Raw genomic sequence first — 25,873 nt, 5'->3', positions numbered from 1 at the left:
GCGCGGCCGCGCCCGGCCGCGCGCCTGGCGTGGCGCCCTTCGCCCGGGATGGGGCGGCGGGCCGGCCCTTGCCCGGGGCGGCCGTGGAACGGGAGGGCGGCTTCGGGCGCGCCGTCGCCGGTCGCGTACGGCCCGCGGCGGCCGCCGGCTTTCCGACGGCGATCTCCGGACCCTTCTGCGAGGGCGCCGCGCCCTCCTCGGCCCCCGTACGCCCGTCGGAGGCGACCCGGCTGGTGACCTTGCCCACGAGCCGGCCGGTCAGGTCCTCCGCGTCGTCGATCAGTCGGCCGAGCACCGGCGTCAGACCTGACTCCCGGGCCTCCTTGTAGTCCTTGCGGACCCGGTCGGTGAGCAGGAGAGCCTGGCCGACGCCCATCACGGCGAGCCGTGCGGCATGGATGGGGAGCTCGCTGACGGTCTCCCGGACTTGGTCCTTAAGGCGGCGCGGCGATGGTGTCATCGTTGTTTCAGCTCCCTCCAGCCTCGCGGGCGCGGACTGGCCTCGCGGGCGCGGACTGGTCGGTATGACGAATCTGTTATCCACCACTCTGCCCTACGGTGCAGCAGCGTTCACGCGCCGTGGCCGGGTTTTTCTGCGCCCGAAACCGGTGCCCTCCGATCACACCTACCATGGGACACATGACTCGTCGGGTTCTTCTGGCCAAGCCGCGCGGCTACTGCGCGGGTGTGGATCGCGCCGTGCAGACGGTGGAGCTGGCGCTCGAGCGGTACGGCGCGCCCATCTACGTCCGCAAGCAGATCGTGCACAACGTCCATGTGGTGAAGACCCTCGAAGAACGAGGCGCCGTCTTCGTCGAGGAGACCGAGGAGGTGCCGGAGGGCGCGATCGTCGTGTTCTCCGCGCACGGGGTCGCCCCGGTCGTCCACGACGAGGCCGCCGGGCGGAGCCTCCGGACGATCGACGCCACCTGCCCGCTGGTCACCAAGGTCCACAAGGAGGCCCGGCGCTTCGCGACCGACGACTACGACATCCTCCTGATCGGCCACGAAGGCCACGAGGAGGTCATCGGGACGAGCGGCGAGGCCCCAGAGCACATCCAGCTCGTCGACGGCCCCGACGACGTCGCCAAGCTCCAGGTACGCGACCCGGAGAAGGTCGTCTGGCTCTCCCAGACCACGCTGTCGGTCGACGAGACCAACGCGACGGTCGAGGCCCTCCGCGCGCGGTTCCCCAAGCTCGTCGACCCGCCGTCGGACGACATCTGCTACGCCACCCAGAACCGCCAGGTGGCGGTGAAGGAGATCGCCGCCGAGTCGCAGCTCGTGATCGTGGTCGGCTCGCAGAACTCCTCGAACTCCAAGCGCCTCGTCGAGGTGGCCAAGGACCACGGCGCCCAGGCCTCGTACCTCGTCGACTACGCCGAGCAGATCGACCCCGCCTGGCTCGAGGGCGTCGACACGGTCGGCCTCACCAGCGGCGCGTCGGTGCCGGAGGAGCTGATCGAGGGCGTGCTCGCCCGCCTCGCCGAGTTCGGCTTCGACACGGTGGAGGAGGTCGAGTCGGTACGCGAGCGGATGGTCTTCGCGCTGCCGCACGAACTCCGCCGCGACCTGCGGTCGGCCTGAGGGCCTGCCTCAGTCCTCCGGGGAGGGGGCCTTGGCGGCCGGGAGCCGCCCAGGCCCGTCGTCCCACCGGACCGGATCGTCGTCCTCGTCGGTCCTGCCACGCCTGCGGGCGCGCAGAGCGGTGCGCCCGCGGAACGGGTTGTCGGCCGCGACCCGGGCGCGCAGTTCCCGCAGGTTGGCGGGCAGGCCACGGGGCACCGCGATCAGCACGACGAGCACCGCGCCGAGGAACAGCCACGGCACGCTCGAGGTGAGCTTGGCCGCCAGGGTGACGGCGACGCTCACCAGGAGGGACTTCTCCCCGATCGACCCGGTGACCGCCGACAGCAGGCTCACCAGGAAGAACAGCAGCGGGGGGCTGACCACGAGCGTGAGCAGGTCCGTGCGACGGGTCATCGACACCGCCAGCAGGCACCCCGCGACGAACAGCACGCCCTGCGCCGACCGCGGTCCGAACAGTCCGCCGATGAGCGCGCCGAGCAGCGTGCACGAGAACACCACGACCGCGCCGCCCCGGCCGGTCAGCGTCACCGCCGAACGTGCCCGTGACCGTCCCGGAGACGCGGCCGGACGCCGCTTCGACCGACCGCTCGGAGCGGGGGCCGTCTCAGGGTCCCCGCGCGTGTCCGTTGCCACCAGCCCGTCCCAGAGTCGACAGTGCCTCGCTCCACGGTAGCCCGCCTGGGCACGCCGCGTCTCGCGACACGGCGTCAGGGCAGCAGGCGGATCTGGCGCTCCCGCTCGGCGTCGTCCGCGAGCTCCGCCGCGGACGGCGCGCGGGCGGGCTCCTCGACCGGCGTCGGGGCGTCGAGCTCGGCGTCGGTCACGCCCAGCTCGTTCAGCCTGCGGGCGGTCACCAGGACCCGGCTCTCCAGCGACCCGATCGTCCGGTTGTAGGCCACGACGGCGTTGGTGAGGGACTTGCCGAGCTGGTCGACGTGGCGCCCGAGCGTCCCGAGGCGGTCGTACAGGTCCCGGCCCAGCTCGAACACCGCGCGGGCGTTCTCCGAGAGCGCCTGCTGCTGCCAGGCGTAGTGCGCCGTGCGCAGCAGGCTGATCAGCGTCGTGGGTGTCGCGATGTGCACCCGGCGCCGCATCGCGTACTCCAGCAGGCCGGGGTCCCGGTCCAGCGCCGGCGCCAGGAACGCCTCGCCCGGCACGAACAGCACCACGAACTCCGGCGCCGGGCTGAAGGACTGCCAGTACGACTTGGCCGCCAGCCGGTCCACGTGCTCACGGAGATGCCGGGCGTGCGCGTCCAGCCGGGCCTCCCAGACCCCCGGCCCGTCCGCGCCGGCGGCGTCCAGGTACGCGGCCAGGGAGACCTTCGAGTCGACGACGATGTTCTTGCCGCCCGCCAGCCGTACGACCAGGTCGGGCCGGAGCCCGTTCCCGGCGACGGCCTGCTCGTCGAAGTCGCAGTGCCGGGTCATGCCGGAGATCTCGACCACGCGGCGCAGCTGGAGCTCTCCCCATCGCCCGCGCGCCTCCGGCCGCTGCAGCGCCCGTACGAGCGTCTGGGTCTCCTGACGGAGCTGGTCGGAGCTCTGCCGTACGAACTCCACCTGCTTGGCCAGCATTGCGTGCGACTCGCGGCGCCCGGTCTCGACCTCGCGCAGCTGCGCCTCCACCTTGCTCAGCGTGTCCCTGAGCGGGGCGATGCGCTTGTCCAGCTCCCCGGCGGCCTCGGCGTTGGCGGTCGCCAGCCGGGTGCCGGCCAGTTCGAGGAAGCGCTGGTTGCTCGCGTCCAGCGCCTGCGCCGACAGCGACTGGAAACGCTCGGCCAGTCCCTGCTCCACGTAGGCGAGCTTCTCCTCGGCCGCCTTGGCCCGCGCGGTCACCACGGCGGTCCGGCTCCGGGCCCAGGCGATCCCGAGCACCGTACCCACCGCCAGGCCGATCACGAGGCCGAGCAGAACGTCCATGTTCGCATCGTGACAAAGCAGTACGAGAATGTCGGCTCGACGCGCGGACGAGCCGTCACCCCGTCCGCTCGGCGCGTGACGACGGGGCGCGTACGGCCCGCTCACCGGCGTCGCGCGGAGCGGTCGCCGGCTCGCGTCGCGCGGTCCGGCGGGGAGGCGGCGCGGTCCGGCGGGGAGGCGGCGCGTACGGCCCGTTCATCGGCGCATCCGGGCCGTACGGGCGGTCCCGGCGGGCCCGTAGACTCTGCGTCCGTGAGCCTGTCCATCGGAATCGTCGGGCTGCCCAATGTGGGCAAGTCGACCCTCTTCAACGCGCTGACCAAGAACACCGCTCTCGCGGCGAACTACCCGTTCGCGACGATCGAGCCGAATGTCGGCATCGTGGCGGTGCCCGACCCGCGCCTCGACGAGCTGGCCAAGCTGTACGACTCGGCCAAGATCGTGCACGCGACCATGCAGTTCGTCGACATCGCCGGCATCGTGAAGGGCGCGTCCGAGGGGCAGGGGCTCGGCAACCAGTTCCTGGCGAACATCCGGGAGACCGACGCGATCTGCCAGGTCATCCGGGTGTTCGAGGACTCGGACGTCACGCACGTCGACGGCGACGTCGCCCCGCCGCGTGACATCGAGACCATCAACACCGAGCTGATCCTCGCCGACCTTCAGACGCTCGAGAAGGCCCTGCCGCGTCTGGAGAAGGAGGCGCGGACGACCAAGGACCGCGACAAGCTCGCCGTCGTCGAGGCGGCCCGGGCGGCGCAGAAGACGCTGAACGACGGTGTGACGCTCTACGCCTCGGACCTCGACCCGGCGCCGCTGCGCGAGCTGCACCTGCTGACCGCCAAGCCGTTCCTGTACGTCTTCAACGTGGACGAGGACGAGCTCGGCGACGAGGCGCTGCGCGCCCGCCTGCAGGAGCTGGTCGCCCCGGCCGAGGCCATCTTCCTCGACGCCAAGATCGAGTCCGAGCTGATCGAACTGCCCGACGAGGAGGCCCTGGAGCTCCTGCAGTCCACCGGGCAGGAGGAGCCCGGCCTGCTGCAGCTGGTCCGCGTCGGCTTCGCCACGCTGGGGCTGCAGACCTTCCTCACCGCCGGGCCCAAGGAGGCCCGCGCCTGGACGATCCGCAAGGGCGCCTCCGCCCCGGAGGCCGCGGGTGTGATCCATACCGACTTCCAGAAGGGCTTCATCAAGGCCGAGATCGTGTCGTACGAGGACCTGGTGGCCGAGGGCTCGGTCGCCGCCGCCCGTGCGGCCGGAAAGGCCAGGATGGAGGGCAAAGAGTACGTCATGCAGGACGGCGACGTGGTGGAGTTCCGCTTCAACGTCTAGCAGGGGAGACGAACCTCGCTGTCCGGTAATGCTCCATCGGCTACCGAGTTGTCCACAACCGCGCGGCGGGACTGTGCATCCTCGCTCGACACTGGAACAATTGACCGCCGTGGTTAAGGTGGTAAACCGAACTCGACCAGACGGATAGACGGATACACGGCGCGCCGATCCGGGGGGTAGGCGCGAGCGGAGGCATGATGGCTCGCAGGTCGTCCGGCGTTGTAGACGCCGGTGCGTCCGGTTACCCACCGGGCGGATTCTCGCCCGCAGACCCTTGGGACTCTCCGGACGAGAAGGGGCGCCGCGGCAAGCGCGGCGGCGGCTCCGGCGGACGTGATGGCGACCGCCGTGGCTGGGGCGGTTCCGGCGGCCGCTGGTTCATCTATGTCGGGCGGGTCATCCTCTGGGCCTTCCTCATCGTCGTGCTGGTCAACGGCGTGCGCGCGCCCTTCGACCGGTTCACCGCGGACCGGTCCAATCCGACCACGACCAGCGATACGAGCAAACCGAAGTTCCCAGAGGCGGCGGCTTCGGCCTACGCCCTGTCATTCGCCGGGGTCTATCTGAATTACGACCAGGCGACGGCCGCCGACCGGCCGAAACTGCTCGCTCCGTTCCTCGCCGGAGGGCTCGACCCACAACTCGGCTGGGACGGCACCGGAAAATCCGTGCTGCAGTCCGCGTACGTGGCGTCGGTGCGCGCGGACGACGCCGAGCACGGCGTCGTGACCCTTCTCACGCGAGCCAACGGCCGGCTGTTCCAGTTGGCCGTTCCGGTCTACGCGAAGGACGGGGCGATGGCGATAACCGGTCGCCCCGCCACGCTCCCGCCGCCCGCGACCGCGTCGGTCCCCGCGGTCGCCCAGGACCGCGACTCCTCGTTGGAGACCGAGCTTCAGCAACCGCTGACGGACTTCTTCAAGGCGTACGCGGCCAGTGACGCCGGCTCCCTCCAGCGGTACTCCGACCCGCCCGTCACCGGGCTGGGCGCCAGTGTCACCTTCGGCCAGCTGAAAGAGATCATCGCCCCGCGCGGCGACGCCGCGTCGCGGACCATCACGTCGACGGTCGTGTGGCAGATTCCCGCTGGTCAGCCTAAGACGTCGGGTGGCACGCTCGAGCAGACCTACCAGCTCACAATGGTGAAGAAGGGCGGATATTGGTTCGTCAGGGACATCCAAGCTTCTACACTTCCGGCGGGATCGTGAGGTCACTGCCGACCCGTCCCGAACGCTACGATTCACTCCCCGACCAAGGAAGGCCAGCCCGATGATGCAACACATGCTGGCGATGCTGCCGCATCATGTGGAGGCGGCGCCTAACAACGGCCTGGACACCGACAATCTGGCCAAATGGCTGCGCGACATCTTCGGGCCGTTGTTCCTGGTCGTTGTCTCCATCGTCGCGATCTTCTTCCTCTTCACGCGGGAGATCACGCGATTTGTGCAATTCATCCTGCTCGCGATCGGCATTGGAGTCATATTTTACGTCCCCAATATCATCGAGACGACGGCCAAGGCGATCGCGACCGCCCTTGGAATCAAAACATCCTGAACACAGCCGGTGTCATGCTGGTCTAGTCATGGCTGGTCTCAATTAGGGGAGTGGGGCCCGGGTGGATCTGCCTACGTACACCAATATCTGGCGCATCGAGAAGCGGCTTTACAAGCTCTACGACCTGCGGCTTCCGATGCCACTGCCGTTGGTGCAGATCGGTGTGTTCGTCGGCGTCTTCCTGCCCTGGATCATCCTGCTCCAGGTCGTCGGAGTGCCGTTCCACGCGCCCTGGCACGTCGTCTATCTCGTCCCACCCGGCCTGCTCACCTGGCTGGCCACCCGCCCCGTCATCGAGGGCAAACGCCTCACCGAGCTGCTGATCTCCCAGGTCCGTTACCTCACCGAGGCGCGTACGTGGGCCCGCCTGACGCCGATCCGGGAGCCCGGCGAGGTCGTCATCGTCGGCCGGGTCTGGCGTCGCGGCCGCCTCGCGGGCGACCGGCTGCACGTCGCGCGGGCCGCGGAACAGTCCGTCGAGAGCCCGCCCGCCCCCGAGCCGGCCGCGACGCCGGTCGCGGCCGCGCCGCCCGTCCTGGAGTACACCGGGAACGGCGCCGGGCAGGCACCCACCGGCGCGCCCCGCCGGCCGGCCATCGCCCAGCGTCCGCAGGCGCCGAGCCTGCAGCCGACGCCGCACGACGGCAGCACGGTCGTGCCGCCGACCGCGCCCGGCGAACGACGTCTCACCCCGCCCGCCGTGGAGCCGACCCGACCGCAGCCGGTGCGCCCCGAGCCGGCCTCGCCGCCGGCCGCGGCACGGCCCGCCCGTCCGCAGCCGACGGCGCCGCAGGCCGTCCCTGGCTTCCCCGCGTCCGCGGACCCCTCGACGACACCGGGCGCGCCCGCCAGGCCCGGCCTCCCGGCGAGGCCGGAGGTCCCGGTCACGCCCGCCACCTCGGCCACGCCGACCACCTCGCCAACGCCCGCCACCCCGGCCGCGCGCGCCGCCGGTTCGGCGCCCGCGGACGGAGAGACCGTGGATCGGCGCGCCGGCGAGCGCGGACGACCCGGTGAGCAGCGACCCGACACCACCCCCGCGCGGGGTCAGGATCGAGACCTCGACGCGCCGCGTCGCCCGACGCGACCACGCAACATCTCCCACGAGCCGGAGACGCCCGCCGCGAACCCTCGGCCGGTCCCGCCCACGCTCGGCCGGCCGGCGGAGCCGCAGGCGGCCAGGCCCACCGGACCGACCGCCCCGCCCCGCCCGGAGACGCCCGCTCGTTCGGACGCTCCGGCCAAGCCGGCCACGGCAGGCCCTGCCGGCCTCGTCGGCAGGCACGCGGCTCCCGCTCGGCCCGTCGCGCACCCCGACGCCTCGCCCGCGTCCGCTGCCGGAGAAGGGAGCACCACGCCGCCGAGCGGCCCGACGCCCGTCCGGCCTGGAGCCGCTCAGCCGCCGGCCGCTCGACCGGCCGCCGCGCGGCCGTCGGCCACCGACCGTCCCGGCGAGCCCGCGGACAGCGGCCCGCCGGTCCGGCCGGCGGTTTCGGGGCAGGCCGACGAAGGATCGCGCTCCGCATCGGTGATCCCGCTGCCGCACGGGCGGCACGCCAAACCCGCTGAGGACTCCCCGGCCGCGCGCTCCGCCGAGCCGCCGACCGGCAATGACGATCCGGCCCGTCCCTCCAGCCGACCGCCGGCGGACGGCACGGCAGAGCGCAAGGCCCCGGCCGCTTCGGGCGCGGCGGAGCTCGAGGGGCCGGCCCCCGGCACGGCAGAGCGTGGTGCACCGGCCGCTTCGGGCGCGGTGGACCGTGAGGCGTCGGCCGCCGGCGCGCCGGAGCAGCGTGGTGCACCGGCGGCTTCGGGCCCGGCGGACCACGAGACGACGTCGGCTTCGGGCGCGGCGGAGCGTGGGGCACCGGCGTCGCCCGCCGCCGCGGAGCACGGGGCGTCGGCCCCCGGTGCGGCGAAGCACGAGGGGGCGACCCCCGGTGCGGCGAGCGAGGGGCGTACGGCGGCGGACGACACCGGGGCGGCCGATCGCGGTCCGGCGGCGCCGGCCGACGAGGAGCAGGACATCGCCGCGGCCCGCACCGACCAGATCGTGTGGCCGACCCCGTCGCGGCGCCCCGCAGCCTCGCGCCCGGACGCCGGTGCCGCCCCGCCGCGTGACACCTCCTCAGGTCGCCCGGCCCGGCCCGCCACCCCCTCACGAGGTCGTTCGCACGGCGATGAGGCCACGCCGTCCCGCGAGGCACGGCCGGCCGCCCGGGACGCCGGGTCACCGGCGCCGAACTGGACGCCACCGGCCCCCGGCCGTCCGGTCACCCCACCCACCCCTCCGCTACCGGCGGCGCCGCCCGCACCCCCGCGCGCCCCGGCCGCCGGACACCCGTCGTCGCGCACCGCACCACCGCAGGCCCCCGCCCAGCCGCCGGCGCAATCGCCGGCGCAGCCCCCTCGGACGCAGCCGACGAGGCCCGCGCAGGTTCCAGCGGCCCGGCCGGCCCGTCCGTCGGCTCCGTCCCGGCAGGGTGCGGGGCAGCAGCCCTGGCAGGGTCGGCCGGAGGCGGCGGCCGGTGCGCCGCCGGAGTCGCCGGCGCGCGCCGTTCGGTCCGGTCCCGCCTCGCCCGTGCGTCCCGGACCGATGCCGCAGGCGGCTCACGAGGACGAGGGACACGGCGACGACGGTCGCGGCCGCAGGCGCATCTTCTCGGGCGGCGGCAACGGTGACGGCGACTACGAACAGCGCGTACGGACCGCCTTCGCGGGCGCCCGGCGCGTCGTCGTGCTCGGCTGCACCGGCGGCGCCGGGCAGACGGTGACCGCCCTCATGCTCGGGCACACCTTCGCCCAGCACCGCGGTGACCGGATCGTCGCGGTCGACGTGAACCCCGGCCCCGGCGCCATGGCGCGGCGCACCCGGACCGAGACCCGGGAGACGCTCACCTCGCTGATCGCCCACGCCGAGCAGGTCACCGGCTACCAGATGATGCGCCGGTACACCTCCATCTCCAAGTCCGGGCTGGAGGTGGTGGCGGCCGGCAAGAACCCCGTTCAGGCACTGGACGACCGCGACTACGCCCTCGCGATGCGGACCCTCGACCGGTTCTACTCGATCACGCTGCTGGACGCCGCGGCGGCCGTGGTCGCGCGGGTGCTGCCGTACGCCGACCAGATCGTGCTGGTCGCCCCGGCCAGTTCCGACGCGCCGCGGGCGGTGGCCATGACCTTCGAGTGGCTCGACGGCCACGGATATGAGGATCTGCGGTCCCGGGCCGTCACCGTGATCAACGGGGTGAGCCGCCGGAGCATGGACGACGTCGAGCAGGCCGAGTCGGTCGCCAGGGGCCGCTGCCGCGCGCTCGTGCGCATCCCCTGGGACGACCACCTCAGCCTCGACCGCGCTCCCCGCAACGAGCTGCGCTCGCTGCGGGCCCCGACCCGCAAGGCGTACATCGCGCTCGGCGGCGTCGTGGCGGGCGGTCTCGTCCAGACGCCGGGACGCTATCCCCAGCAGGAGGTCTCCCGATGAGCGGACGGCGTCCGACAGCGCGTGACCAAGTGTTCAGTAAGGACGAGGAGTAACCGATGAGCAGGGCGTCCAAGGCCCGCAGCCGGCTGGCCGTACGGTATTTCGACGATCGGATCCTCCTCACCGACAACGCCGCCTGGGCGTACTTCCGGCTGCCGACCGTCTCGTACGAGTTCACGACGAACGAAGAGCGCGAGGCGCTCGCCACCAACATCACCATCGCGCTCGCCGGCATCCGCATGCAGGACGCCGAGATCCACCTGCGGATCGTGCATCGTACGTATCCGGCCGCCGAGTGGGCGCTCGCCCTCGACGAGACCTCGGACGGGGGCCAGGGCTGGCGCGAGTACCTCGAGGAGATGTACGCCCACGTCTGGTCCAAGGACTTCTGGACCAAGGAGGTCTACCTCGGCGTGCGCCTCGGCCAGCGCGGCGTTGGAGCCCAGCTCTCCGGAGGCGCCTTCAAGCAGCTCTTCGGCCTGTACAAGCGCAGCGAGGAGGTCCTCGGGCTGCACGACGAGGCGATCCCGGTGAAGGAGATCGCCCGCTGGACCGAGCAGTCCGAGCGGCTCGGCCGCTCCCTCGGAGCCAGCGCCCTGTACGCCCGGCACGCGTCGTCCACGGAGATCGCCTGGTTGTTCCAGCACGCGGCCAGCGGGGCCCTGACCGATCCGCCGCCCTCGGCCACCCCGCGCCGCACCTGGGGCGCCGGCGAGATCGAGAGTCTCGTCGAGGGCACGATCGTCAACGGTCGGTCGAACCTCCGCATGGAGCAGCCGGACGGCTCGTCGTACGTCGCGTACCTGTCGTTCGCCCGCTTCCCGGATCTGATGCCGTTCCCGGACGGCGAGCCGTGGATGCACTTCGCCGACGCCCTGCCCTTCCCGGTGGAGGTGTCGGCGCGAATGAAGCTCGTCCCACCGGCCAAGGCGTCCAAGGACGTCTCCCGGAAGCTCGCGCACGCCCGCGACATGGACCAGCACATCCGCGAGGCCGGAGCCGAGGCGCCCATCGCGCTGGCCGAGCAGATCGACGCCGCCCGCATGCTCGAGCACGGCATCACCAAGGAGCGGTTGCCGTTCGTGTACGGCTGGCACCGGCTCATCGTCTCCGCGCCGACCGAGGACCTCCTGCAGCAGCGAGTCGACGCGGTCGTCGAGCACTACCGCGACCTCGGCATCGACATCGTCTGCTCGACCGGCGACCAGTTCTCGCTGTTCTGCGAGTCGCTGCCCGGCGACCGGATCCGCGTCAACGCGTACGCCCAGCGGCAGCCGCTGCGGACGATCGCCGGCGGCATGCCCACCGCGACCGTCGACCTCGGCGACCGGCGGGACGACACGTCGGCCGGCTGGGTCGGGCCGTACATCGGGGAGACGCTCGGCCGCGCCCGGTCCATCGTGCACTTCGATCCGCTCGTCGCCGCCGCGCGCAACCGCCCCACCGCGGTCGCGATCACCGGTGAGCCCGGCGGTGGCAAGACGACCCTGGCGCTGCTGCTGCTGTACCAGATGGCGTTGCGCGGGGTCACGATCGCCGCCATCGATCCCAAGGGCGACGCGGAGTCCCTGGTCGAGCTGCTGCGCCGGCGCGGGCGCCGCGCCCGCGTCCTGCCGCTGGGCTCCGCGGCTCCCGGCCTCCTCGACCCGTTCAGCTTCGGCGACGACCTCGCGGCCAAGAAGACCATGGCCACGGAGACGCTGCGCCTGCTGCTGCCCCGCATGTCCGAGGAGCGCGAGTCCGCCATGATCCAGGCGGTCGGCGCGGTCGCCAACCAGCCGCAGCCCTCCCTCGGCAAGGTCGTCGACTACCTGGACGCCTCCGATGACCCGGCGTCGAAGAACCTCGGCGCCGTGCTGCGCTCGATGTCGGAGATGCGGCTCGCCCGCCTGTGCTTCGACCCGTCGGGCGGCGAGCGGATCGACACCGCCGGTTGGACGACGGTCTTCACGCTCGGCGGTCTGACCCTGCCGGACGTGGCGATCAACCGCGAGGACTACTCGTACGAGCAGCGGCTTTCCGTCGCCCTGATGTACCTCGTGTCGCAGTTCGCCCGTCGCCTGATGCACGGCCTCGACCGCCACCTGCCCAAGGCGATCTTCCTTGACGAGGCCTGGGCGATCACACAGACGCCTGAGGGCGCCAAGCTCATCCCGGAGGTCTCCCGGATGGGCCGTTCCCGGAACACCGCCCTGATCCTCGTCTCACAGAACGCCGGCGACCTCCTCAACGAGCAGGTCACGAACTGCCTCTCGTCCGTCTACTCGTTCCGCTCGACCGAGCGGAACGAGGTCGGCAACGTGATGGCCCTCATCGGCGTCGAGAACTCCGACGAGCACCGCGCCGTGCTGCGCAACCTCGGCAACGGCGAGTGCATCTTCCGTGACCTCGACGGCCGCGCCGGCCGGATCGGCGTGGACCTCGTCTCCGAGGAGCTCCTCCGCTGGCTCGACACCAACCCGACACGTTCCAAGCCCGACGAAATGAGTGCGGACAAAGCGTCGGACCCGCATAGTGGGAACGAGCGACCATCCCGTCCCTCCACCGCCCCCCGCGACCCCGCCACAGAGGTCACCCAGGAGGTCCCCCGATGAGGGTGTCAGGCGTCCGCCACCGCCGACGACGACAACCGGCGAAGGGCAGACCACGGGCTAAGCGCCGGTCGCTTCTCATCCTCATGCTCATGGCGCTACTGGTCCTGAGCCCCTTGGGCTTCGCAAGCGCCGATCCCATTCCGACGGCGCCGGGCTCGAACCCGAATGACGCCTGCGCGCCCGCCGACCACCCGGCGCCGGAGCAGTACGGCTCGGGTATCGACGGCATGGTGAAGCCGCCGAACTATCCCAGCGCCCAGCTGCAGAAGACGGCGAAGGACACACCGGAGCAGCTCACGTACTACGACCGGTACGGGACGCGCGGTCAGTCGTGGCACGCGGTGGACATGGGCTGTTCCGACATGCCCGCGATGATCGGCAACAACATCGCGAACACCGTCTTCGTCTTCGCACAGGCGATCGACCGGACGACCATCACCATCTACCAGGCGGCGGCGTCCGAGTCCCTCCTCGGGTGGCTGAAGAAGACGGTCGACGGCGTGATCCGGAGCATGGGGAACACCTTCGGCGCCAAGTACTGGTCGTGGGTGGTCATCCTCGGGGCCCTGTGGCTGGCCTGGTGGGGACTGATCCGCCGGCGCGCCAGCCGGGTGGCGGAAGGCACCATCTGGATGGTGCTGGCGATGGTCGCACTGATCTGGCTGATCGGCAGACCCGGCGACTTCACAACATTGGGGACGAAGGTCTCCAACGGGGCGACCGCGGCTTTCAACGCCGCTCTTCCACAGAGCGACGCCGACAGCACGACGTGCATTCCGCAGAAGGGGAAGCCGCCGCAGCCGGCGACGAACGACGCGGTCACCCGTAACGCCAATGGTCTGTGGGTGACGCTCGTCTGCAAACCGTGGCTGATGGGCGAGTTCGGGACCGACGACCCGAAGGCCAAGATCGTCCAGGACAACGCGGGCACGCTCCTGGCTTCCCAAGCGGTCGATCTCTCCGAGAGCACCAACGGGCAGAAGCCGGACCTCGGGAAGAAGGCCGATGCCTACAAGGGCGTGACCAAGAACATCAAGGACAACTTCGCCGCCGACTACTCCCTCTTCCAGGGGAAGGACTGGACGTCGCGTCTGGCGGTGGGGTTCGGAGCCCTGCTCGCGGCCCTGGTCGCCGGACTGCTGGTGCTGGTCGTCTCGGTCATGCTGATCATTTTGAAGATCTCGTTCCTGCTGCTTCTCGTCGCGGGGCCGATCTTCCTGGGCATCGGCATCCATCCGGGCATCGGCCGGGTCATCGCGGTGCGCTGGTTCGAACTCCTCCTGTCGACCCTGCTGAAGCAGGCGGCCTTGATCGGCGTGCTGGCCCTCCTGCTGTGGTGCTACGGCCTGGTCATGGCCGAGAGCCTGCCGTGGGGCCTGCAGATCCTGCTGATCTCTCTCGTCACCCTGGCGGCCTTCGTCTACCGGAAGCCGTTCCAGCACCTGTTCGCCGCGGTCGGCTACTCCGCCGTCGGCTCCCGCAAGGGGGAGCAGCAGGTCGAGGAGGCGATCCGGGAGACGCGGAAGCGGACCACCGCGATCGCGACCGCGGCCGTCCCCGGCGCCGCGGGTTACCGGCTCGGTCGCTGGGGCAAGCGTGACTCCGGCACTCTGGCCGGCGCCCCGACCCTCAGGAGCGACGACGGAGCCGACTTCGACACGGCCGGCCGTGAGGTGGTCGGTGCCGCCGACCGGCGCGGACGCGCCGCACAGCTCGCCGCGAAGGCCGCCGGGGCGACGCGGGGCAGTGCTCCGCCGCTGAACCTGTCGCCGCGCGCGCAGGCCGCGGCGCCCACCCCGAGGACGAACGGCGGTGGGCTCTGGAGCCCACGCCCGTCCGGATCGGGCGGAGCAGCCCGCCCGCCGGCTCCTCGGCCGCCGGCCGACTCCCCGTCCGGCGAGGAACGCCGGCCGAGTGCCGCCGGCGGCGGTGCGCGTCCGCCTGCCGCACCCACCGGAGCCAGTTGGGGGGCCGCCGGGAAGACCGGCGCGGGGCAGGGGTCCGGCACCCGCACGCCACCGCGGCGACCGGCCGGTGGCGGCGAGAACGGAGGCCGCGGCCGGTCCGGCGGCGGTGGTGAGCAGGGCGGCGCCTCCAACGGCGGCGGTCGCCGGGGCTGGTTCGGCGGTGGATCGGGCGGTCGTACGGCTCCGCCATCCGCTTCGGGCGGCGCGAAGAAGAGCGCTCCGGCGCGTGGAGGGTCCTCGGGAGCGAGGCCCGGCCCCGCCCCGACGTCCGGGGGACGCGATGACAGCAGCCCGGAGGGCAAGGCGCCGCCGCCGCTGTGGTCGGGCAGGTCGCGCGAGGACGGTCCGTCCATGCCGTTCTGGCTGCGTCCGGTGAAGCGCGAGGACGGCGACGAGCGATGAGGAGCCGATGGATCTGACCGATCGCCAGCGCAAGATCCTGTTCGCCGCGTTGGTGGTGCTCCTCGCCGCAGCAGGGTTGATCTTGACCATCGGCAATGGAAGCGGCCGGCACAAGAGTTCGGCTCGGGGATCGACCCCCGCTCCGTCGCCGTCCGCGCCGTCCTTCACCGCGCCTGGACTGACGGGTCCGCCGCCGAGCGGGGGCACGTACGACATCTACTCGCTGCTGCCGTTCACGCAGAAGGACTTCAGCGCCGCGGCGGACGTCGCCCGTCGTTTCACCATCGCCTACGGCACCTACCGCTACGACGAGCAGCCGAGCGCCTATATCGGGCGGATGCAGGGCCTGGTGACCACCGATCTCGCGACGCAGTTGCAGCGCGACGGGTCGGCGGTAGGTCTGGTCGAACAGCGGAAGCAGGACAAGGAGGTCTCGACCTCCGACGCGCATCTGGACGCTCTCCGGGACATGCAGAAGGACCAGTTCATCTTCCTCGTCACCGGTACCCAGCACATCAGCAAGGGAGGTAGTCCCAGCGACGCCAGCCAGCAGTACGCCGTCACGGTGACGAGGTCCGGCGGGAGCTGGGTCGTCTACGCGTTCCAACCGGCAGACCAGGGTGACAAGTGAAAGGAAAGAGATGAAGCTTCGCCGGCACCTGCGGCTCGGCGTCGGCTTGGGGGGGCGGAACGAAGGCCGTCGTATTGTCTCTCTTCTTTATCTCACGCAGTCGGACCGAGGTGCGGTCCGACTGCCGATCATCATCGCCGGAGGCGCTGCGGCGCTGTTCTTCATGAGCCTGGTGTCGATCCCACTGTTCTTCGGGGCCAATCAGTTCTTCCAGAACGCGACGAACGGCGGGAACTGCACGGACACCGCCGGGGCGGCTTCGCAGCCCCAGCAGTCGGGGGACGCGAACAGCATCCCGTCGAACTACCTCCAGCTCTATAAGAAGGCCGGTCAGCAGTACGGGCTGCCGTGGAACCTCCTGGCCGGCATCGGCAAAGTGGAGACGGACCACGGCCAATCGAATCTCCCTGGTGTGCACAGCGGCAGCAACTCGGTCGGGGCCGGCGGACCGATGCAGTTCATGCCGGCCACATGGGGGACGTTCGGCGTGGACGGCAATGGGGACCATAAGAAAGACCGATATGACCCTGCGGATGCCATTCCCGGGGCGGCCAACTACCTGAAGCACAGCGGCGCGCCGTCCCGTACGCGAACGGCGATCTTTGCATACAACCACTCAGTGCAATATGTGAACCTGGTGCTTTCCTGGGCGCAGCGATACTCCAACGGAAGCTTCAACGTCGTTCAGGCGAACGGGCCGGCCTGCGTGGACATGAACGGGGCGCCGGTGGCTCCGAACGCGGTCGCCGCCACGGTGATCGCGTTCGCCAAGGCCCAGTTGGGCAAGCCATACGTTTACGGCGCGACCGGGCCGAACAGCTTCGACTGCTCCGGTCTGACGATGACCGCCTACAAGACCGCGGGGGTGACCATCCCGCGACTGTCCGACGATCAGTACTGGTGGGGCGCCTCGGTGCCGAGAGGGCAGGAACAACCGGGCGACCTCGTGTTCTTCGAGTACCTGCCGGGGCACACCGGCCCTGGTCACGTCGGCATGGTCTACAACCCGCAGAAGGGGATCATGATCGTGGCGCCGCACACCGGCGACGTGGTCAAACTGCAGAACTACAAGACCTACCCCGGTGGTGCGGTCGGCTTCACCCGTCCGACCGCGCACAACGGTCACAACGGACCGACGAAGAGGCTCTGAGTGGGACTTGCGGGAACGGGTCCGTCTCTGGTGGTGGGGGCGGCGATCATCGACAACGGGCGGCTCCTGGCGGCGCAGCGCGCCGACCCGCCGGAGCTGGCCGGCGGATGGGAGTTCCCCGGCGGCAAGGTCGAACCCGGCGAGACGGAACAGGACGCACTCGTTCGTGAATGCCGCGAGGAACTCGGCGTCGACGTCGAAGTGGGCACCCGGATCGGGGCGGACTGCCCGCTGCATAATGGACTGGTGATGCGGGTCTGGACGGCCGCGATCGTGCACGGCGAGCCGGAGGCTCGAGAGCACTCCGCGTTGCGCTGGCTGACCGAGGCGGAACTGTTCGATGTCCCGTGGTTGCCGGCGGACCTACCCGTCGTCGAAGCCGTACGCGAGCACCTCAAGGAGACTTGATGATCGTCGCTTTCTCGGTCACGCCTCTGGGCGTCGGTGAGTCCGTAGGGGAGTCTGTCGCCGAGGCCGTACGCGTCGTCCGAGAGAGCGGCCTGCCCAACCGCACGGATGCCATGTTCACCAGCATCGAGGGTGAATGGGACGAGGTAATGGACGTGGTCAAACGGGCGGTGGAAGCGGTTGCGGTCCGCGCTCCTCGCGTCAGCCTGGTGCTCAAGGCGGATATTCGGGAGGGCGTCACCGATGGGCTTACTGCGAAGGTCGAGGCTATTGAGCGTCACCTCCAGGAGTAGGTTTCGCGGGCGTCGGCGTCCCGACCTCCTGCGAGAGCGAGATAACTGCAGGTTGTGGGGCGGTCTGGTCCGTTATGTCGGTGACGGCGCCGGAATCGACCCAGAGTGTCGGGCGTCGGCCACTATCGCAGGCGAGATCAGATCGGCGAGGTCGCTGTACGGGATTGAGACGAAGGATTCGTCGCATCCCATCGCATAGCCCATCATGTACATCACGACGTTGAATTCGATTCCGTCCGGCCCGGGCAGCAGATCGAGGTACCGCCGATCCTTGTCGTCACTGTCGATTCCCGACGAGGAAAGCCGCGGGGAGGACACCTTCCCGCCCGGGCACAGAGACCCGTTCGGCGAATTTCGGCCGATTCGCTGGATCAGGCCTCGTATTCCCGACGGGGTCAGCGCCTGCGGCTGGAGGATATCCGTGGCACGGAGCCGTCGGCCCGTGGTCAGGTCGACCGTGACGGCGCGGGAGACGAACATGTCCGGGCGGTCCAGGGGCGCCGTCCCTCCACCGTCGAACCGGTAGCGGACGGAGAGTAGCCGAGGGCCGCGCAGGCCGAGTTGAATGGTGGTCGTCACCTTGGATTCCCCCTGCACAGGAATCGCCAGCCGGTGTGTGCGGTACCGCTGCAACTGTTGGTCCAGCGGCAACCGCAACGTGCGGTTGACGCTGTCCTCGACCTTCGGATCAGGGAGCCCGCTCACCTTGACGTATTTACCTGCCACGTTAAGCGTGGGCTTCGTGAACCGCTGGTCCAGCGAGACGAACGAGATGCTCAGTGGTTTCGGGGCCGCGGTCGCAAGAGGTGGCTTCGCGTGTCCTTTGCCGTGATGGGAGAGAACCGCCGTCCCGGCAGCCCCGATGATCAGCGCACCCGTGATGGCGACCGCCGCCTTCGTGCCGGCCTTTCCGAGCAGTCTTCTCGCCGTGGTCCGCCCGGGCGCTGCGCCGGAGACACCGGTCCCGCCACTGCCGCTCCCTGCGCCCGTTCCCGCGCTGCCGCTGCCGCTGCCGGGGCCGGTGCCCGCACCGGCTCCTCCGCCTGGGGCGGTGCTCGTGGCCAGCGCCAGCGGGAACAACGCGGCGAGCCCGGCCGCGACTTCGGCCAGGCGCTTCCGCCCGTTCCGTTCCCAATCGCGGCCGTACGCCCGCGTCGCCGACTCCTCCAGTTCAGCGACGAAGTCGAGAGCTCCCGTCGGCCGGTGCGCCGGGTCCTTGGCCATACCGCGGGCGATGAGGGGCCGGATCGGCTCGGGAACCTCTGTCATCGGGATCGGAGCGTTGGTGTGAAGGTCCTTGAGGCCCGTCGGATCCTGCGCTGCATAAGGGCGATGGCCGGCGAGGCACTCGAAGAAGACGCATGTCGCCGCGTAGACGTCTGTCGCCGGACTGGCCGCGCCGCCCTTCCACTGCTCCGGCGCCATGTAGGACGGTGTGCCCGAGCGATCCCCGGATGTTCCCGACCGCACGGCGATGCCGAAGTCGGCGAGCTTGCTCTGTCCGTCGTGTTGGACCAGGACGTTCGCGGGCTTGTAGTCACGATGCACGACTCCGGCTGCGTGAGCGGCCGCGAGCCCCAGGAGAGACCCTTTCAGCACGGCCAGAGCGGCCTCCGGCCCCGCCGGACCGTGCTCGTCGAGCACGGCGCGGAGGGAGGCGCCGTCGACGGCCTCCATGACGATGGCCGCGTGGTCGCCTTCCTCGACGTATCCGTACAGCCGCGTGACGTACGGGCTGTCCAGCATCGCCAGAACGCGGGCCTCGTCCCGGAACGCGGTCAGGAAGGCCTCGCCGCCGAGTCGGTCGGTGAACAGGTACTTGATCGCGACGAGGCCGCCGGACGCGTCGTCGCGCGCGAGCACGACGCGCCCGAAACCGCCGGACCCGAGCTCGCGCAGCTCCGTGTGACCCGGGAGTGTCCACTGGCTCACTGCGCGCTCCTCGATGCCGTCGAGGGCACATCATGTGACCCCGGCGCCGGAGGCGCAAGATCGTGGGCGGGACGCCTCGTTGAATGCTCCGGCCAGGATCGAGACGTCCCGCCCAACATTCGACGCCCGACCCCGGTGTTCGGTTGCCACGGGAACGGCTGCTTCGCGAGGCGATTTCGCCCTCCCCGGCGGCCGGCCGGTCCGGCGTACGGCGACGCGATCGGCGTCCTCGGCGGGCCAAGTAGAATGGGGGTGCCGCGTGGATCCCGCGGCGAATCCCACACCACGAAGCGAGACCCGCACGTATGCCCATCGCCACCCGGGACGATCTCCGTAACGTCGCCATCGTCGCCCATGTCGACCACGGCAAGACAACGCTCGTCGACGCCATGCTCTGGCAGTCCGGCGCGTTCCGTGAGAACCAGGACGTCGACGAGCGGGTCATGGACTCCAACGACCTCGAACGCGAGAAGGGCATCACCATTCTCGCGAAGAACACCGCCGTCCGGCACGGCGGCATGACGATCAACATCATCGACACGCCCGGGCACGCCGACTTCGGCGGCGAGGTCGAGCGAGGCCTGTCGATGGTCGACGGCGTGGTCCTGCTCGTCGACGCCTCCGAGGGGCCGCTGCCGCAGACCCGCTTCGTGCTGCGCAAGGCCCTGGCCGCCAAGCTGCCGGTCATCCTCGTCGTCAACAAGGTCGACCGGCCGGACGCGCGGATCGCCGAGGTGGTCGACGAGACGTACGAGCTGTTCATGGACCTCGACGCCTCCGAGGACCAGATCGACTTCCCGATCGTGTACGCCTCGGCCAAGGCCGGCCGGGCGAGCCTGACCAAGCCGGAGGACGGCGGCCTGCCGGACTCCGAGGACCTCGAACCGCTCTTCCAAGTGATCCGGGAGACGATCCCGGCGCCGGCGTACGACCCGGACACGCCGCTGCAGGCGCACGTCACGAACCTCGACGCCAGCTCCTACCTCGGCCGTATCGCCCTGTGCCGCGTGCACGCCGGGCAGATCAAGAAGGGCCAGCAGGTCGCCTGGTGCAAGCACGACGGCACCATCGAGCGCGTAAAGATCACTGAGCTGATGATGACGGAGGCGCTGGAGCGCAAGCCGGCCGAGCAGGCGGGCCCGGGCGACATCATCGCCATCGCCGGCATCCCGGACATCATGATCGGCGACACGCTCGCCGACCCGGAGGACCCGCGGCCGCTGCCCTTCATCACCGTCGACGAGCCGGCCATCTCGATGACCCTCGGCGTCAACACCGGGCCGCTGTCGGGCCGGGAGAAGGGCACCAAGGTCACCGCGCGGCTGGTCAAGGACCGGCTGGACCGTGAGCTCGTCGGCAACGTCTCCATCCGGGTGCTGCCGACCGAGCGCCCGGACTCCTGGGAGGTCCAGGGCCGCGGCGAGCTGGCGCTCGCCATCCTGGTCGAGACCATGCGCCGGGAGGGGTACGAGCTGACGATCGGCAAGCCTCGCGTCGTGACGAGGGAGATCGACGGGAAGCTGCACGAGCCCGTCGAGCACCTGACCGTCGACGCCCCGGAGGAGTACCTCGGAGCGATCACCCAGCTGCTCGCCGTCCGTAAGGGCCGCATGGAGCAGATGACGAACCACGGCACCGGCTGGATCCGGATGGAGTTCATCGTGCCGGCCCGCGGCCTGATCGGGTTCCGCACCGAGTTCCTCACCGAGACGCGCGGAACGGGCATCGCGCACCAGGTCTTCGAGGGTTACGAGCCGTGGTTCGGCGAGCTGCGCACCCGGCCGACCGGCTCGCTCGTGTCCGACCGCGCCGGCGCCGCCACCGCGTACGCCATGTTCAACCTGCAGGAACGCGGCTCGCTCTTCGTCGAGCCCGGCACCGAGGTGTACGAAGGCATGATCGTCGGGGAGAACTCCCGCGCCGACGACATGGACGTCAACATCACCAAGGAGAAGCAGAAGACGAACATCCGGTCCTCGACGGCGGAGACGTTCGAGCGGCTCACCCCGCCGCGCGTGCTGAGCCTGGAGGCCGCGCTGGAGTTCGTCGCGGACGACGAGTGCGTCGAGCTGACGCCGAACGCGATCCGGCTGCGCAAGGTCATCCTCGACTCGAAGGAGCGGGAGCGCGCCCGGGCCCGCGCCAAGCGCGGCCAGGCCTGAGACCGGGGCCGCACCGGGTGCGGCCACGGCCGACCTCCCGGTCCGGGTCGTCCCGTACCGGGCCCGACGACGTACGGCGGGGGTACCGAGCAGCCGCCCGGTGCCCCGCTTCACCTGCCGCGCTCGCGGTGGCGTTCGTGCTGCTGCCGGTCCGACCGCTGTCGTCCCGCCACCGGCAGTCGCTGCGTGCCCGGCTCGACCCGCCACCGTACGTCTGCGTGGACGCCCGCCTCGGTCAGGCGCTCTCTGGCGGCGTCGAACGAGGCGCACCACTGCTCCTCGCGTTCGACGTCGAGACGGCGCTGCTCGTCGCTCTCCGCGGGTTCGGTCCGCAGCAGGGCCATGCGCACCTGCCGCCTCCCGTCGACGCGGACCTTGACCGCGTGCTGCGGCCAGTCGCCTCGCGTCAGCACCGCCTCCCCGTCCTGGGCGGTCAACGTCTCGAAACCCTCGTCGACCTCGTAGCCCAGCTCCCCGAACGCCGCGCGGAGGACCTCGGCCACGTATCGCTGTTCGGCCTGCCGCTGCGCCTCCTCGACGAGACGCGCGGCTTCGGCGCGCAGCCCCTGGTCGAAGGCTCGTGCGCCGTCGGCCACCTCGCCGAGCCGCGGCCGTACGGAATCCGCGGCGGGGTGGCCCTCCAGTTCCCGGAGGAACCGCAGGGCGGCGGCCCGGCCGTCGCGGCGCTCTCGGGCGCGTTCGTTGGCGTCCTGGATGCGGATCCGGACCTCGGTGAGCCGCCCTTCGGTCTCCGACGCCGTCGGTGCGTGCGCGGCCTGTTCGGCGGCTTCCGTGACGGCCCGCCGGTCCGCGTCGGCGGCGTCCGGCACCAACCGCCTGAGCAGGCGGGTCAGTTCGTCCGGGGAGGTCGCGGGGCGAGGTGCGGGGGCCGACCGGCTGTTCTCCGGCGTCGCCCTGAGCGACCGTGCGGCGGCCTCGAAGATACGCCCGGTGGCCGCTTCGGCGATCGCCGAAGCCAGAGAGTCCTCCGCGACCGCCAGCCGCGCGTCCGCCTCGGTGATCCAGGCGGCGAGGTCCTCGGTGGACCGGCCGGCGACCTCGATGGGGACCGGCAACTCGACGGCGACGCCGTGGTCGCGAGCCGACTGTGCCAGCGCGGCGATCCGAGCGGTGCGGTTCAGCGCCTCACCGACGGTCTCCTCCAACTGCTGCGCCTCGCGGAGGCGTTCCTCCTGAGCCTCGGCGCGTCCCTCGGCGAGGGCGGCGAGCGCGCCGGCGCCGGTCGCCGCCAGCCCGGCCGCGCCCCCCATGACACGCACGAGGCCGAGCGACGCGATGACCGCCGCGTCCAGGGCGATGTCCGCCTCCACACCGCTGCTCACAGTCGTCCTCCCACGGTCTGCTGTCGCGCCTGCTCATGTCCTTGTCGCCACCGTTGCATGCGCATTCCCGTCACCACGAGGTGCGCGAGCGGCACCATGACCAGCGCCGCCAGCCAGAGCAGCCACGAAACGGCGATCAAGGCGGGGATCAGGATCAGGATCATGAGGAGCGGTAGGACACAGATGAGGACCACGACTCCACAGCCCCGATTGCTCGTGCGCCGATTCCTTCGCGACACGGCCTGCGAAGCGCCGGACAACGCCCGACTCGTCGAACCGAAGAACTTCGCCAGCGGTCCCCATGGCCCGGAGTTCAGGTAGTCGGCGCCGAGTCTGGAAGCGATGAAGACCTCGGCCCCGGTGTCGATCAGCCAGGCGAAGACGCCGATCAGGAGGAACGGCACGGTGAACCCGGAGGTGTCGACCGCCTGACTACCGCGCTCCGAAGACGCCAGCCGGACGATGCCCAGGATCACCTGGCTCCCGCCGATCCACAGGACCGCCAGCGGGAGCGTCCACAGCGCGGCGCGGATCATCGCCGACCGGCGGCCGGCCAGCCGGTGCCGCTCGAGCTGCTCCCAGCGTCTGTGGCCTTCGGCGGATCGTTGTTCGGTCTCGAACCGGTGGCGAGCGGCGGCCTCGACCTCCAACGCGGCGTCCGGCGCCGTCCGGACCACCGCGAGCAACCGGAGGGGATCGTCCCCCGCCTGGTCGGACAGCCACGAGAACCAGGGCACGGGTTCCCGCACCGAGTCCCGGGCCCGGCCGGCCGCCCCCGCCAGCGATTCCTGCGCCTCTTCCGGGCGTCCGGCCAGCGCGAGCAGCGCGGCCAGCACGGCGGGGGGCTCGTCCAGGCCGACCGCGCCGGCGTCGGGAAGGCGGTTCGCTGATCGGTGCAACTGGGATCGCAGCCACTCCGCCTGCCGGTTCCACGCCGTCACCAGCCCCCGCCAGCGGTGGTCGACGGCGACGAGTTCCTCTGTCCCGGAGAAACCCGCCAGGACGGGCGGCAACCGGTGCTCCCAGAGGGCACGGACCGCACGCGCCGCGGTGCGGTGGTCCGGATGCCGCTCGTCATCGACGATGGCGGCGAGAACAGGCAGGTCTTCGGGGAGCATCCGGAGCCCGAGGAAGTGGGGCTCGAGGGTGGGATCCGACCAGCGCAGGAGGTGCAGCAGCTTGACGTCGGGCGGAGCGTCGCCGGTGAGGTGCTGGTCGATGAGGCGGATGCGGCCTTCCGGATCGTCATCGAAGCCGTTCAGCCAGCCGCGCAGCGCCTGCCATGCCTCGCTCGGCCCCACCGGGGTGTACATGGTCCCGAAGAAGTAGCGGGCCGCGGACTCCCAGTCGGCCACCACCGCGCGCGCGAACTCGGCTCGGTCGGTGTACGTCCGGCCGCCGAAGGCGATGGCGCCCGCTGTGGTGCCGGCGGCGAGCGGCGACGCGTTGGGCGGGGTCGGCGCCGCGACCGCGGGGTTCTCGCCGTCGAGCCACCGTCCGACCTCCGCAACGCCCCATCGCCGACGTGGATCGCGGGTCAACAGGCCCTGGGCGACCAGGCGCATCCGTGGGTCGGCGATGTCGTCACAGTCGATCGTGCGGGTCGCGAGGTGGTCGACCACCGCGGTCTCGCTCATGCCCGCGAAGGGGGTCCGGCCGGTCAGCAGCTCCCGCACGATGATGCCGAGCGACCACCAGTCACGCGCCGGAGAGACCTGCCCGGACAGCGACTCCGGTGCGGCGTACGCGAGGGTCCGCGACGAGGAGGCGAACACGACGCTCTGCTCGATCACTCGGCTCAGGCCGAAGTCGGTGATGGCGAGGCGGAGCGGGGCCGTGCTCCGGACCAGGATGTTCTCCGGCTTCAGATCGCGGTGCACGATCCCGGCCGCGTGGAGCCGTTCCAGACCGCCCGCGAGCTGGGCCACCACCTCGGCGACCAGAGCGGGCGGCAACGGGGACCCCAGGATCCGAAGGTTGCCCGCGGGGACGTACTCCATGACCTCGTAGTCGCGGCCCTCCGCATGCCCCGTCTCGAGGATGCGTACGACATGAGGGGAGTCCAGCGTCGGCAGCTTCTGCCAGACCGAGCGGTCGGCCGTGAAGCCCCGTCGGAAGATCTTGACGACGAGTTCTGCTCCGGTGTCGTCCTGGACGCGCAACAGGTCGGACTCGGCGCCCTGTGCGGGGAGTTCCCCCAGCACCGTGAACCGGTCGGCGAGGTCGGCGGGGAGGCGGACGAGGGAGGGCGCGGGCACTCCGCCGTCGCGGCGGGTGACACCTGGTGCGTCACGCTGGGAGGGGACCGTGTCCCGGCGGGTCTCGTACTCCTCGCGCCGCGTCTCGGACGGCCCTTCGATGTCCGCCACTACCCGTCCTTCGCCCCATCAGTAGGTGCCTCCGAGAGCCTAACGCCCCCACCCCGGCCGACCACAGCGATCAGCGCAGATCTCCCCGCTCACGGATCGCCTTCAGATGCTCAGTGATCTTGAATTGGTTGATCACGAACTCCATGGAGACCCGAACGATGAGGACGTAGAAGATCCAGGTCAGTGGTGCCGCAAAGATCACCATGATGCCCAGGATCGTGTTCCACTTGAGGATCGAGTACCCGTACCACAGGATGACCAGGGCGAACAGGCTGATCAAGGTCAGAAAGACCAAGTAGATGAATTTCGCCAGCTTGACCGTGACCATGTGGTCGAAGTTGGCGTCGAGCAGTGCGCCGAAGAAGCCCTTGCCGGTGGGGCGGGGAGTATAGGGGGGTGAGCTCTGGGGGCCGGGTTGAGGAGGACCGTAGCCCGGAGGGGGGCCCTGCCAGGGGCCGGCCGGGGGCGGCGGTGGCTGGTTCGGTGGCGGCGGTGCGTACCCGCCGTACGGCGGCTGTCCACCTGGATAAGCCTGAGGGTCGCCCTGATAAGCCGGAGAATACGGCTGAGGATCGCCCTGGTATGGCTGAGGGTCGCCCTGCCGCGGGGGTGGGGGGCGGTGCCCGGGATCGTCAGGGGCGTTGGACATCTCTGTCTCCTCGGCTTCCACGCGTCAAAGGCTAGAGCGCCGCGGGTCTCAGTTCACATGACCAGGCCGTGCTGATCCCGTTTGTCCGCTT

Annotated in this window: 19 protein-coding genes; 12 read left to right on the top strand and 7 right to left on the bottom strand. The window is 70.9% G+C overall.

What is annotated here, in order from left to right; genetic code table 11:
- On the bottom strand, nt 1–460 hold a 460-nt coding region (locus tag ABD978_RS16180), incomplete at its 3' end, for a hypothetical protein (protein ID WP_345354351.1).
- 179 nt (nt 461–639) lie between these two features.
- Between ABD978_RS16180 and ABD978_RS16175 the strand changes: the two genes are divergently transcribed.
- Nucleotides 640–1,587 (top strand): 4-hydroxy-3-methylbut-2-enyl diphosphate reductase, encoded by a 948-nt coding sequence (locus ABD978_RS16175; RefSeq protein WP_345354349.1) that lies wholly within the window; start codon nt 640–642, stop codon nt 1,585–1,587.
- A 9-nt stretch (nt 1,588–1,596) separates the two neighbouring features.
- On the opposite strand, the gene ABD978_RS16170 is transcribed toward ABD978_RS16175, so the two are convergent.
- Nucleotides 1,597–2,118 (bottom strand): DUF6542 domain-containing protein, encoded by a 522-nt coding sequence (locus tag ABD978_RS16170; protein WP_345354347.1) that lies wholly within the window; start codon nt 2,116–2,118, stop codon nt 1,597–1,599.
- A gap of 179 nt (nt 2,119–2,297) precedes the next feature.
- On the bottom strand, nt 2,298–3,512 hold the full coding sequence (locus tag ABD978_RS16165; RefSeq protein WP_345354345.1) for a DNA recombination protein RmuC: 1,215 nt from the start codon (nt 3,510–3,512) through the stop codon (nt 2,298–2,300).
- 252 nt (nt 3,513–3,764) lie between these two features.
- Between ABD978_RS16165 and ychF the strand changes: the two genes are divergently transcribed.
- The 10 genes from ychF (at nt 3,765) to ABD978_RS16115 (ending at nt 17,327) form a co-directional block, all read left to right on the top strand.
- Complete coding sequence (ychF, locus tag ABD978_RS16160; RefSeq protein ID WP_345354343.1) at nt 3,765–4,844, top strand: redox-regulated ATPase YchF; 1,080 nt, start codon at nt 3,765–3,767, stop codon at nt 4,842–4,844.
- Between the two features lie 197 nt (nt 4,845–5,041).
- Entirely contained in the window at nt 5,042–6,052 is a 1,011-nt protein-coding gene (locus ABD978_RS16155) for a conjugal transfer protein (protein ID WP_345354340.1), read from the top strand.
- A gap of 73 nt (nt 6,053–6,125) precedes the next feature.
- Nucleotides 6,126–6,398: a hypothetical protein gene (locus tag ABD978_RS16150; protein WP_425550720.1), complete on the top strand. Its 273-nt coding sequence runs from the start codon at nt 6,126–6,128 to the stop codon at nt 6,396–6,398.
- A 61-nt stretch (nt 6,399–6,459) separates the two neighbouring features.
- A complete protein-coding gene (locus ABD978_RS16145) occupies nt 6,460–9,882 on the top strand; it encodes a TcpE family conjugal transfer membrane protein (RefSeq protein ID WP_345354338.1) in 3,423 nt (1,140 codons plus the stop codon).
- Nucleotides 9,883–9,938: 56 nt separating this feature from the next.
- Nucleotides 9,939–12,476 (top strand): ATP-binding protein, encoded by a 2,538-nt coding sequence (locus tag ABD978_RS16140; protein ID WP_345354336.1) that lies wholly within the window; start codon nt 9,939–9,941, stop codon nt 12,474–12,476.
- An 89-nt stretch (nt 12,477–12,565) separates the two neighbouring features.
- Nucleotides 12,566–14,845 carry a type IV secretion system protein gene (locus ABD978_RS16135; protein ID WP_345354334.1) on the top strand — a complete coding sequence of 760 codons (2,280 nt, stop codon included), beginning with the start codon at nt 12,566–12,568 and terminating at the stop codon, nt 14,843–14,845.
- A gap of 7 nt (nt 14,846–14,852) precedes the next feature.
- Nucleotides 14,853–15,476: a hypothetical protein gene (locus tag ABD978_RS16130; protein ID WP_345354332.1), complete on the top strand. Its 624-nt coding sequence runs from the start codon at nt 14,853–14,855 to the stop codon at nt 15,474–15,476.
- A 10-nt stretch (nt 15,477–15,486) separates the two neighbouring features.
- Nucleotides 15,487–16,626, top strand: coding sequence for a C40 family peptidase (locus ABD978_RS16125; RefSeq protein WP_345354330.1), 1,140 nt, complete (start codon nt 15,487–15,489; stop codon nt 16,624–16,626).
- Nucleotides 16,627–17,034 carry a (deoxy)nucleoside triphosphate pyrophosphohydrolase gene (locus ABD978_RS16120; protein ID WP_345354328.1) on the top strand — a complete coding sequence of 136 codons (408 nt, stop codon included), beginning with the start codon at nt 16,627–16,629 and terminating at the stop codon, nt 17,032–17,034.
- Nucleotides 17,034–17,327, top strand: a complete 294-nt coding sequence (locus tag ABD978_RS16115; protein ID WP_345354326.1) for an MTH1187 family thiamine-binding protein — start codon at nt 17,034–17,036, stop codon at nt 17,325–17,327. The genes ABD978_RS16120 and ABD978_RS16115 overlap by 1 nt, the downstream gene beginning before the upstream one ends.
- Before the next feature lie 72 nt (nt 17,328–17,399).
- Here the strand turns inward: ABD978_RS16115 and ABD978_RS16110 are convergent, their stop codons facing one another.
- Nucleotides 17,400–19,259 carry a serine/threonine-protein kinase gene (locus tag ABD978_RS16110; RefSeq protein ID WP_345354324.1) on the bottom strand — a complete coding sequence of 620 codons (1,860 nt, stop codon included), beginning with the start codon at nt 19,257–19,259 and terminating at the stop codon, nt 17,400–17,402.
- 305 nt (nt 19,260–19,564) lie between these two features.
- On the opposite strand from ABD978_RS16110, the gene typA reads away from it, so the two are divergent.
- Complete coding sequence (gene typA, locus ABD978_RS16105) at nt 19,565–21,421, top strand: translational GTPase TypA (protein ID WP_345354323.1); 1,857 nt, start codon at nt 19,565–19,567, stop codon at nt 21,419–21,421.
- Nucleotides 21,422–21,531: 110 nt separating this feature from the next.
- Here the strand turns inward: typA and ABD978_RS16100 are convergent, their stop codons facing one another.
- The 3 genes from ABD978_RS16100 to ABD978_RS16090 form a co-directional block, all read right to left on the bottom strand.
- Entirely contained in the window at nt 21,532–22,764 is a 1,233-nt protein-coding gene (locus ABD978_RS16100) for a coiled-coil domain-containing protein (protein WP_345354321.1), read from the bottom strand.
- A complete protein-coding gene (locus ABD978_RS16095) occupies nt 22,761–25,133 on the bottom strand; it encodes a protein kinase domain-containing protein (RefSeq protein WP_345354319.1) in 2,373 nt (790 codons plus the stop codon). Before ABD978_RS16095 ends, ABD978_RS16100 begins: the two co-directional genes overlap by 4 nt.
- 70 nt (nt 25,134–25,203) lie before the next feature.
- On the bottom strand, nt 25,204–25,803 hold the full coding sequence (locus ABD978_RS16090) for a DUF4282 domain-containing protein (protein WP_345354317.1): 600 nt from the start codon (nt 25,801–25,803) through the stop codon (nt 25,204–25,206).
- Between the last annotated feature and the right edge of the window lie 70 nt (nt 25,804–25,873).

Origin of the sequence: Actinoallomurus liliacearum (genome assembly GCF_039542035.1) — a bacterium.
In the GTDB taxonomy this organism is placed as follows: domain Bacteria; phylum Actinomycetota; class Actinomycetes; order Streptosporangiales; family Streptosporangiaceae; genus Actinoallomurus; species Actinoallomurus liliacearum.
Note: the sequence above shows the minus strand (reverse complement) of the source record. Positions and strands in the feature narration are given on the sequence as shown.

What these genes read in the sequence shown, in the direction of transcription:
- ABD978_RS16175 (WP_345354349.1), top strand. Translation starts at nt 640, where the DNA reads ATGACTCGTCGGGTTCTTCTGGCCAAGCCGCGCGGCTACTGCGCGGGT.
- ABD978_RS16165 (WP_345354345.1), bottom strand. Translation starts at nt 3,512, where the DNA reads ATGGACGTTCTGCTCGGCCTCGTGATCGGCCTGGCGGTGGGTACGGTG.
- ABD978_RS16155 (WP_345354340.1), top strand. Translation starts at nt 5,042, where the DNA reads ATGGCTCGCAGGTCGTCCGGCGTTGTAGACGCCGGTGCGTCCGGTTAC.
- ABD978_RS16150 (WP_425550720.1), top strand. Translation starts at nt 6,126, where the DNA reads ATGCTGGCGATGCTGCCGCATCATGTGGAGGCGGCGCCTAACAACGGC.
- ABD978_RS16140 (WP_345354336.1), top strand. Translation starts at nt 9,939, where the DNA reads ATGAGCAGGGCGTCCAAGGCCCGCAGCCGGCTGGCCGTACGGTATTTC.
- ABD978_RS16135 (WP_345354334.1), top strand. Translation starts at nt 12,566, where the DNA reads ATGGCGCTACTGGTCCTGAGCCCCTTGGGCTTCGCAAGCGCCGATCCC.
- ABD978_RS16130 (WP_345354332.1), top strand. Translation starts at nt 14,853, where the DNA reads ATGGATCTGACCGATCGCCAGCGCAAGATCCTGTTCGCCGCGTTGGTG.
- ABD978_RS16125 (WP_345354330.1), top strand. Translation starts at nt 15,487, where the DNA reads ATGAAGCTTCGCCGGCACCTGCGGCTCGGCGTCGGCTTGGGGGGGCGG.
- ABD978_RS16115 (WP_345354326.1), top strand. Translation starts at nt 17,034, where the DNA reads ATGATCGTCGCTTTCTCGGTCACGCCTCTGGGCGTCGGTGAGTCCGTA.
- typA (WP_345354323.1), top strand. Translation starts at nt 19,565, where the DNA reads ATGCCCATCGCCACCCGGGACGATCTCCGTAACGTCGCCATCGTCGCC.